The organism is Lacisediminihabitans sp., assembly GCF_036404185.1.
Classification (GTDB): Bacteria; Actinomycetota; Actinomycetes; order Actinomycetales; family Microbacteriaceae; genus Lacisediminihabitans.
In genome coordinates this window covers 1-8,069 of record NZ_DASWPB010000200.1, presented here as the reverse complement: position 1 = coordinate 8,069, position 8,069 = coordinate 1, and the positions used below count along the sequence as shown (strand labels likewise).

The window sequence follows — 8,069 nt, the reverse complement described above, 5'->3', positions numbered from 1 at the left end:
GAGTTTCTTGTATTCGAGCAGCGGCGGGATCGCCGGATGCCTGAGCTTCTTCAGCTCCCAGGACCGGGTCGAGGTGACCATGAGCCCCGCGACGCCGAGAGCCCTGAGGAGGTCGGCCGGGGAATCGGGGTTGAGGGTCGGAGCCTCGAGTGCCTGACGAAGCCGGCCGAGCGCGGCCTCCAGTTTGGCGGGCCGCTGCCCCGGCGACGGGCGCGGGCCGAGATGCTCGGTGAGGATCGCGTCGTGGATGTCCTCCCGCCAGGGCAGCCCCGCGAAGAACATCTCCGCGGCCACCAGCGCGCCGGCCGACTCTGCGGCGAGGAGCAGCCCGAGCCGCGGCGGGTCCTCCGCGGTGGCGACCGCCTCCCGCTGGAGCGAGAACTCCGCGACAACGTCCTCCCCACCGCCCACGGCATCCGGTTCGTCCAGGTCGAAGAGGGCGAACGATGGCTCCCGCTCGATGGTCTCGGCCGCAGGCCGGTCCCAGGAGGTGACCGGTCCGGTCGCCAGCCGGGAGCGGGCCGTCAACGAGGAATGGCGCAGGATGTTGTGCGAGAGCCGGAGGTCGACGCACCGCTCGACCCGGACCCCCTCCGCCAACAGCCGCGGATGCCAGCGACTCGTGTCGTCCCACACCCAGCGCGGATGCTCACGCTCGAGCGCAGCTACCGCCTCGGCCAGGCGGGTGTCGTCGACCGTCGTGGCGGACCCGGTCGGATGCCCGGCCGCATCGAGCGGTTGGAGGGTCGGCCCATCGGGTGACTGGAAGAGGGCGACGTACACCCCACCAGTCTGCCCGTTGCCGGTGACTCCCGGCGCGGCAGCCGCGATCGCCGGGCGGCTACTCGTGCAGCAGCGAGCCGTCCTTGGTGAGCACCTGCTTCTCGCCGGCCTCGATGGGCACGGAGAACCGGTTCTGTTTGGGCGGCATCGGGCAGTTGAACGCGTAACTGAAGGCACAGGGCGGGAGCACCGCCCGGTTGAAATCGAGGGTGATGCTGCCGTCGCGGTTCGGCGCGACGAAGAGGAACCGGCCCACGCTGTAGGTGCTGTCGCCGCTCGTGGCATCGGAGAAGACCAGTTGCAGGGCGCGGCCGGCCTTGAAGGCGGCGAGATCATAGTCGACGCCGTCCTTGGTGAAGGTGATGGTCCCGGGTACCGGCAGCTCGCGGGTCTTGCCGTCGTCCTTGAGGTGCTCGAAGCCGACCGTCGTGCCGCCCGGGATCTCGGTGAACGTCGCCGTGACGACCCAGTCAGGGTTGTAGAGGAACACGTCGATGGAGCCGAACTGGCGGATCCCCTCCGAATCAGCATCGAACACCCGCAGCGCGTAGGTGCCCTCCTCGCTGGCGATGACGAAGCCGGTCACCGTCTCGCTGAAGACGATCTCACTCGGGCTCTCGGCATCCTTGCCCCGGACGGCCGCGGAACCGTCGACGAGGACGCCGTCGACGAGGATGTGGTCGGATGCCTCGGCGGTCAGCAGCAGGCCCGATTCGCCCTTCGGCAGCGGCGCCCAGGTGCCGGGGACGCCCCAGATCGTCTGCTCGGAGTCGATCCACTGGGTGTTCACGAGGGCGAGGCTACCCTTCGGCTGGACGACCGCGAGCTCACGGCGCTCGTGATAGGTCGCGAACTGCTGTTCCGGGGTCGCTGTTGTTGCCGTATCGGTCATGGGTTCCATCCTCGCTGAGTCATTCACCATAACCGGAAGGCTCACGAATTTATTGCGCCACCCCGCAGGTCACGGCTTCCACACCATCAGCACGACGATGAGGACGAGCAGAAGGGATGCGAGGCCGGAACCGGCGGAGATCCGGGGATGGGCCCCGGCGGCCACCGACTTGCCGTCCTGCAGCCGGGTGCCGGCATCCCGCAGAGCGGGAGCGACGAGGAAGAGGTTCAGCCCCGCCGCGATGACGTAGGCGACGAGGGAGATCCAGATCCACGAGGTGGTGAAGGAGAGGTGGTACTTCGGGTCGCTGACCCCGAGAAGCACGAAGCCGAAGATCACCACGAGGAGGGAGAGGACGCTGAAGATGGTGACCGACTTCGCGAGCGTCGTCACCTGTCCGCCCGCGCCCGCCCGGATCGCTCGCAGCCCGGTCATCGGAAGGATGGCCATGGGCCCGATGATGAAGACGGAACCGACGACATGAAGAATGCTGAACAGGAGATCCATACTCGAATCCTACGAGGGGACGGAGCCTGCCGCACGGGTCCGGCCGAGGCCGGCCGTTAACGACAAAACCGACCCCCGCACGAATGCGGGAGTCGGTTTCGAGAGTCGAACCAAGCGCCGCCCGAGGGCGGCTCGCCGGTTAGAGCGGACGGATGTTCTCCGCCTGCGGGCCCTTGGGGCCCTGCGCCAGGTCGAATTCGACCTTCTGGTTCTCATCGAGCGACTTGTAGCCGCTGCTGGCGATAGCCGAGTAGTGCGCGAACACGTCGGGGCTGCCGTCGTCGGGGGCGATGAATCCAAAGCCCTTTTCAGCGTTAAACCACTTCACGGTTCCCAGTGTCATATCTGTCTCCTTCAGGAGTCTTCGCGCGATCCGACTGTCGGATCGCTCGTCGCGGTGTTCATCGTCCGCTCCCGAAAGAAACATGGCACCCCGTGGGAAAAACCCAGGAGTTCCAAGCATTCAAGATCTGCGAGGTACTGCAACTGCACGGCCAAGCGTACTGGACGTCCCGCGTTTTGGGGCCATTCTGGGAAAAAAGATCCGAGAATTTTTGCAGGTCGTTCTGAGAGCGTGCTGTGCGGCCCGCGCGGGGACCCGGTGAGCGCCCGGGCGAGAGCGATGGATCCGGCCCGCGGCCGGCTCACACGCCGGTCTTGCGACCGCCGCGCCGGATGTATCCGATCAGCGCCGTGATGACGAAGAGGATGATTCCCGCGATCGCCAACCAGAGCAGGCCCTTGATGGCGAAGCCAAGGACGGCGAGCACGAGCCAGACGATGAGCAAAATGACGATGAGTGCGATCATGGCGCCGACTGTACGCCGATAAGCGGCGCCGCAGTGGATGAGGGGGTTCCGTTGACCTTCTCCCCCGTCGAGCGTATTAAGCACGTCTGTGCCGGATGCACAACCCGCTTACCGAGATCGGGTTCGCTCTCTACTGTGGCTGTCGATGTCCCCGGAACCCGAAGTCGTCTCCCTGTCCGCGTCCCCCACGCCGCCGGTGGGCACCCTCGTGGTGCTCGCGCGGGAACGCATGCCGGACTCCGTGGTCTCCGCGCTGGAGCTGGGCATCCTGCTGGGCGCGCGGGGGCGGCATCCGGGCACCGGCAGCACCCGTGACCTCTGGGAGGCCCTCGCGACGATCGCCGCCCACGACCTCGGGGCGGCGCGGGCCATCGAGCCCCACCTGGATGCCGCCGCCATCCTCGACCAGGCGCAGCGCTCGGAGTTCCCGGAGTGGCCGGACGGCGGTGATCGCACCTGGGGTGTCTTCGCCGCGGAGGGCGGCCGGAGCCCGCTGACCGCGACGGCGAGCGGGGATAGCTGGCTGCTGAACGGTGTTAAGCCCTGGTGCTCCCTCGCCGGGCAGCTCGACGCGGCCCTCGTCACCGCACGGCTCGACGACGGCGCACGACGGCTGTTCGCCGTCGATCTCCATCACGCCGGCATCGATGTCGAGGCCGGTTCCTGGCAGGCCAGGGGGCTGACCGAGATTCCGAGCGGGCCGGTGCGCTTCTCCGCGGTGCCCGCCATTCCCGTCGGGGAGCCGGGCTGGTATCTCGACCGGCCGGGATTCTCCTGGGGCGGCATCGGCGTGGCCGCCTGCTGGTTCGGCGGCGCGGTGGGCCTGGCCAGGACGATTCTCGCCGCAGCGAGGGTCGGAGAGCCGGATCCGCTGATGCTCATGCACCTCGGCGCGGTGGACCGGCACGTTCAGGACTCCCGGCGGGCGCTCGAGGAGGCCGCGGCCCTCGTCGATGACGGCTCGGCGACGGGCCGGGAGGGGCGGATGCTTGCGAAGCGGGTCCGCGCCACCGTCGCTAACGCCTGTGAGGAGATCGCCCGCCACGTTGGCCACGCCCTCGGACCGGCACCGCTCGCCCTCGACGCCGCCCACGCCAAGCGGGTCGCCGACCTCGAGCTCTACGTGCGTCAACACCACGCCGAGAGGGACGAGGCCTCCCTGGGCCGGGACCTGGTCCTGGACGAGCGGTCGCCGTGGTGAGCTTCGACGGCCGGGCCGAGGGCACGACGGCCGAGCTCTGGTCCGCCGACCCGCGGCTCGCGACGCTGTCGGAGCTGGATCTCTCCGCGGTCACCAGGATCGTCGTGGTCGCCGCTCATCCCGACGACGAGACGCTCGGCGCTGGCGGTCTCCTCGCCGAATGCGCCTCCCGCGGCCTGAGCCTGCGGGTGGTGATCGTCACCGACGGGTCGGCGTCGCATCCCGATTCCCCGACGACCACCGCGGGGGAGCTCGCAACGACCCGCAGAGCCGAGGTGGAGGCCGCGGTCGCGACACTCGCGCCCGCGTGCCCCGTGGTCTTCCTCGATTTCCCCGACGGGCGGGTGAGAGAGCACCGCGAGGAGATCGCGGACGCCCTTGCCCTGGTTCTCGGTGACGCGTCGGCATCGACGCTGCTCGTCGCCCCGTGGACCGGCGACGGACACCGCGACCACCGGGTCCTCGGTGAGATCTGTGCGGAGATCGCGAGGCGGGACTCGCTGCGCCTGATCGCCTACCCGATCTGGATGTGGCACTGGGCCTCCCCCGATGACGTGGCCGTCCCCTGGGACCGCCTCACCGCCCTGCCGCTTTCGCCATCGGCCGTCGCCGCCAAGCGCAGGGCGGTCGGGCTGCACGCCTCGCAGACGTCGCCGCTGTCCGGCTCTCCCGGGGACGAGGCGATGCTGCATCCCGGGTTCCTCAGGAACTTCGATCGCGAAACGGAGGTGTTCGTCGTGGAGCACAGCGACGGCGAGACGATACCGGGCGCCTACTTCGACGCCACCTACGCCCGCAGACCCGACCCGTGGGGATTCGAGACCCGCTGGTACGAGGCGCGCAAACGGGCGCTGACCCTGGCCGCGCTCACCCGCGAGCGCTACTCCTCGGCCTTCGAGATCGGCTGCTCCATCGGCATGCTCACCGAGGGCCTCGCGCCGCGGTGCGATCGCCTGCTCGCCGTCGACATCTCGCAGGCGGCCGTCGATCGCGCCAGGGAACGGCTGGACGAGAGCCGGAACCTGACGATCGAGCGGATGGACGTGAGCGAGAGCTACCCGGATGGGGACTTCGACCTCATCCTGCTGTCCGAGGTGGGCTACTACTTCAGCGTGGCCGACCTCAACCACCTCCTCGACCGGATCGACGACACGCTCACGCCGGAGGGAATCCTCGTGATGTGCCACTGGCGGCACGCGGTGAAGGACTACCCGCTGCGCGCGGACGAGGTGCAGTCGGCCGCGCTGCGACACCCGCGGCTTCGGCGGATCGTGCAGCACATCGAGGAGGACTTCCTGCTCGACGTCTTCTCCCACGATCCGCGCTCGGTGGCCGAGCAGACCGGGCTCGTCCCGTGAGCGCGATCCGGGCGGTCGCCGTGGTGATCCCCGCCCGCGACGAGGAGGAGCTCATCGCTCGCTGCCTGGCGTCCGTCGCCGCCGCCGTGTCCGCGACCGAGGCACGCTGGGGATCGGCCGCACCCCGCGTCCTCACCGTGGTGGTCGCCGATCGCTGCCAGGACGCGACCGCGGAGATCGCGACCGGCTTCGAGGGTGTCGACCTGCTCGAGCTCGATGGTGCGAACGTCGGCGCGGCCAGGGCGGCGGGCATCCGTTACGCCCTCGCGAAGCTCGGCTCTCCGCCCGCGAACACCTGGATCGCGAACACGGACGCGGACTCGGCCGTTCCGGAGAACTGGATCCTCGCCCAGCTCGACATCGCCCGCCGCCACGGGGGAGTCATGGTCGGCACGGTGCGTCCGGATTTTGCCGACCTCAGCGCGGCGCAGAGAGATGCCTGGCTGGCGACCCACGTCTCGGGGCATCCCAACGGGCACGTCCACGGCGCCAACCTCGGGGTGAGGGCCGACCTCTACCTCGCCGCAGGCGGCTTCGCCGAGCTCGAGGAGCACGAGGACGTGCGCCTCGTGGAGCGGCTCAGAGAGCTGCGGGCGCGCATCGTCCACAGCGACGCCGGGGAGGTGATGACCTCCGGCCGCCATCGAGGTCGGGCGCCGGGCGGATATTCGGAGTACCTGGCGACGCGCCTGGTCCCGGATGGCTCGATGCGATAGCGCAACGGGCGCGGGCCGGGCCTCGGGTTGACCCGGCCCCGCACGGCACCCACACTGGAACGACCGTGCAGAAGACCTCCCCCACGCGGCGACGCCTCCGGATCGGCATCGTCTCCGCAGCAGCAGCCGTCGCGATCGTCGCCATCGTGGCGGTCGTCGTCGTGGTCTCCGCCGGCACGGACGCCCCGCCGCGACCGGTAGAGACGGTTGCGGCCGTCGCTCCGAGCCCGAGCCAGAGCCCTCCTCCCCCGGCGGCTCCGGCACAGCCGAGCCAGCAACAGCTCGCCGCCCTTCCGCTGGCCTTCTACGACGCGGTCATCCCCCAACTGCTCGACTCGTCGATGACGACCCCCGTCAACCGGTGGGAGATCGCGGCCCCGAAGGATCCTCTGGTCGCGCTGTACTCCTCGCCCGCCCCGGACGCCGCTCCCATCGCGGCCCTCGGCGCGACGGTGCTCACCGTGAACACCCCCACCGCCGTCGCCGTGTTCGGGGTGAGCGGCGACATGATCCTCGTCTCGACCCCGTCGAGGAGGACGGTTCCGAGCCCGGGAATCCCGGCGCCCAGCTCCACCTTCGCCTGGGCGCGGGCTGCGGATTTCACCCTCACCACCGTCGATCGCTCCGTGATCGTCGACAACACGACCTCCACCGTCTCGATCGTGTCGGCCTCCGGCGCGGTGTCCGCATCGGAGGTCGCCCGCCTCGGCACGCCGGACGATCCGACGCCCGCCGCGACCTTCACCTACATCGAGTCGAGCTACATCGACACCCGGGTCGCCTACACCCGGGGCAACCCGATCTCGTTGACCGGCGCGCACTCGGCGACCCTGGCGGGATACGGTGGCAACTCGGCGCTCACCGCGCTGCACTTCTACCCGGATCCGACCGGGAAGTCTCACGGATGCGTTCGGGTCTCCGCCGCGATGACGCACGCCCTCGCCGCCCTGCCAGCCGGTACGCCGATCATCTTCACCTGACCGGCACGGGACGCTATTATCGGCCGTCGTGTGCCGGGGCGCGCAGCGCGAGCACCCGGACCGTCCGGCGGGGCTCGAAGCCCAGGCGGCGGTACAGGGCAACGGCCGGGTTGTCGGGGAGGACGTGGAGGAACGACCGCGCGCCACTGTCGGAGATGATGCGGACCTGCTCGGCGACGAGGGCCGCCGCGTAGCCCCGCCCGCGGAACTCCGCCGCCGTGCACACCGTGCTGATCTCCCGCCAGCCCGGCAGCCGGAGGCGCTGGCCGGCCATGGCGACGAGCCTCTGGTCCTCGCGGATGCCGAGGTAGGTCCCCATCTCCCCGGACCGCTCGGCGAACGGCCCCGGCTCCGCCGCCGCCACCAGCCGGACGATGTCCCCGACGTCCCCGGCCCCGAGGAGAAGGACGTCGTTCCGGACGCGTTCCCGATGCCCGGCCGCACGGCCGGGATCGACGAGCACCATCTGGCTCACCTCCGTGACCGCATCCACCGACCATCCGGGCGGCACGGCGGCCTCGTCGGCGACCAGCAGGAAGGGTGCCTCGCCGACCAGGCCGGCGAGCTCCTCCCACGCGCCGGTCTCCCGGGCATCCGCGATCCCGGCGAACGGTGACACCGCCGGATCGAAGCGACCGGCGAGGCCGGTCGGGCCGACGACGGCCAGGCGGCGTTGCGCCCCGACCATGGCGCTCCACACGGGGTCGGCCAAGGCGCTCTCGTCGAGCACGATGTCCTCATTCTGTGCGTCGGAACGCGGTGTCACAGGGGTTTCCTTTCGTTGTTCGCCGGGTGGTCATTTGACCGTGCGCTCGAGCGGATT

9 protein-coding genes and 1 pseudogene are annotated in these 8,069 nt (G+C 70.0%); 4 read left to right on the top strand and 6 right to left on the bottom strand.

Annotation, left to right across the window (positions count from 1 at the left end):
* The 5 genes and pseudogenes from VGC18_RS14260 to VGC18_RS14240 form a co-directional block, all read right to left on the bottom strand.
* A pseudogene (locus tag VGC18_RS14260) lies at positions 1-783 on the bottom strand (bifunctional 3'-5' exonuclease/DNA polymerase); the annotation flags it as partial.
* A 58-nt stretch (positions 784-841) separates the two neighbouring features.
* Positions 842-1,675, bottom strand: coding sequence for a DUF1684 domain-containing protein (locus tag VGC18_RS14255; RefSeq protein ID WP_331098547.1), 834 nt, complete (start codon positions 1,673-1,675; stop codon positions 842-844).
* 69 nt (positions 1,676-1,744) lie between these two features.
* Complete coding sequence (locus VGC18_RS14250; RefSeq protein WP_331098545.1) at positions 1,745-2,182, bottom strand: DUF2269 family protein; 438 nt, start codon at positions 2,180-2,182, stop codon at positions 1,745-1,747.
* A 139-nt stretch (positions 2,183-2,321) separates the two neighbouring features.
* Positions 2,322-2,525 (bottom strand): cold-shock protein, encoded by a 204-nt coding sequence (locus VGC18_RS14245; protein ID WP_331098543.1) that lies wholly within the window; start codon positions 2,523-2,525, stop codon positions 2,322-2,324.
* Between the two features lie 301 nt (positions 2,526-2,826).
* Positions 2,827-2,991, bottom strand: a complete 165-nt coding sequence (locus VGC18_RS14240; RefSeq protein WP_331098541.1) for a hypothetical protein — start codon at positions 2,989-2,991, stop codon at positions 2,827-2,829.
* A 145-nt stretch (positions 2,992-3,136) separates the two neighbouring features.
* On the opposite strand from VGC18_RS14240, the gene VGC18_RS14235 reads away from it, so the two are divergent.
* The 4 genes from VGC18_RS14235 (at position 3,137) to VGC18_RS14220 (ending at position 7,246) form a co-directional block, all read left to right on the top strand.
* Positions 3,137-4,192 (top strand): acyl-CoA dehydrogenase family protein, encoded by a 1,056-nt coding sequence (locus tag VGC18_RS14235; protein WP_331098539.1) that lies wholly within the window; start codon positions 3,137-3,139, stop codon positions 4,190-4,192.
* Entirely contained in the window at positions 4,186-5,550 is a 1,365-nt protein-coding gene (locus VGC18_RS14230; RefSeq protein ID WP_331098536.1) for a bifunctional PIG-L family deacetylase/class I SAM-dependent methyltransferase, read from the top strand. The genes VGC18_RS14235 and VGC18_RS14230 overlap by 7 nt, the downstream gene beginning before the upstream one ends.
* Complete coding sequence (locus tag VGC18_RS14225) at positions 5,547-6,266, top strand: glycosyltransferase (RefSeq protein ID WP_331098534.1); 720 nt, start codon at positions 5,547-5,549, stop codon at positions 6,264-6,266. Before VGC18_RS14230 ends, VGC18_RS14225 begins: the two co-directional genes overlap by 4 nt.
* A gap of 65 nt (positions 6,267-6,331) precedes the next feature.
* Complete coding sequence (locus tag VGC18_RS14220) at positions 6,332-7,246, top strand: L,D-transpeptidase (RefSeq protein WP_331098532.1); 915 nt, start codon at positions 6,332-6,334, stop codon at positions 7,244-7,246.
* Positions 7,247-7,262: 16 nt separating this feature from the next.
* Here the strand turns inward: VGC18_RS14220 and VGC18_RS14215 are convergent, their stop codons facing one another.
* Positions 7,263-8,012: a GNAT family N-acetyltransferase gene (locus VGC18_RS14215; protein ID WP_331098530.1), complete on the bottom strand. Its 750-nt coding sequence runs from the start codon at positions 8,010-8,012 to the stop codon at positions 7,263-7,265.
* Between the last annotated feature and the right edge of the window lie 57 nt (positions 8,013-8,069).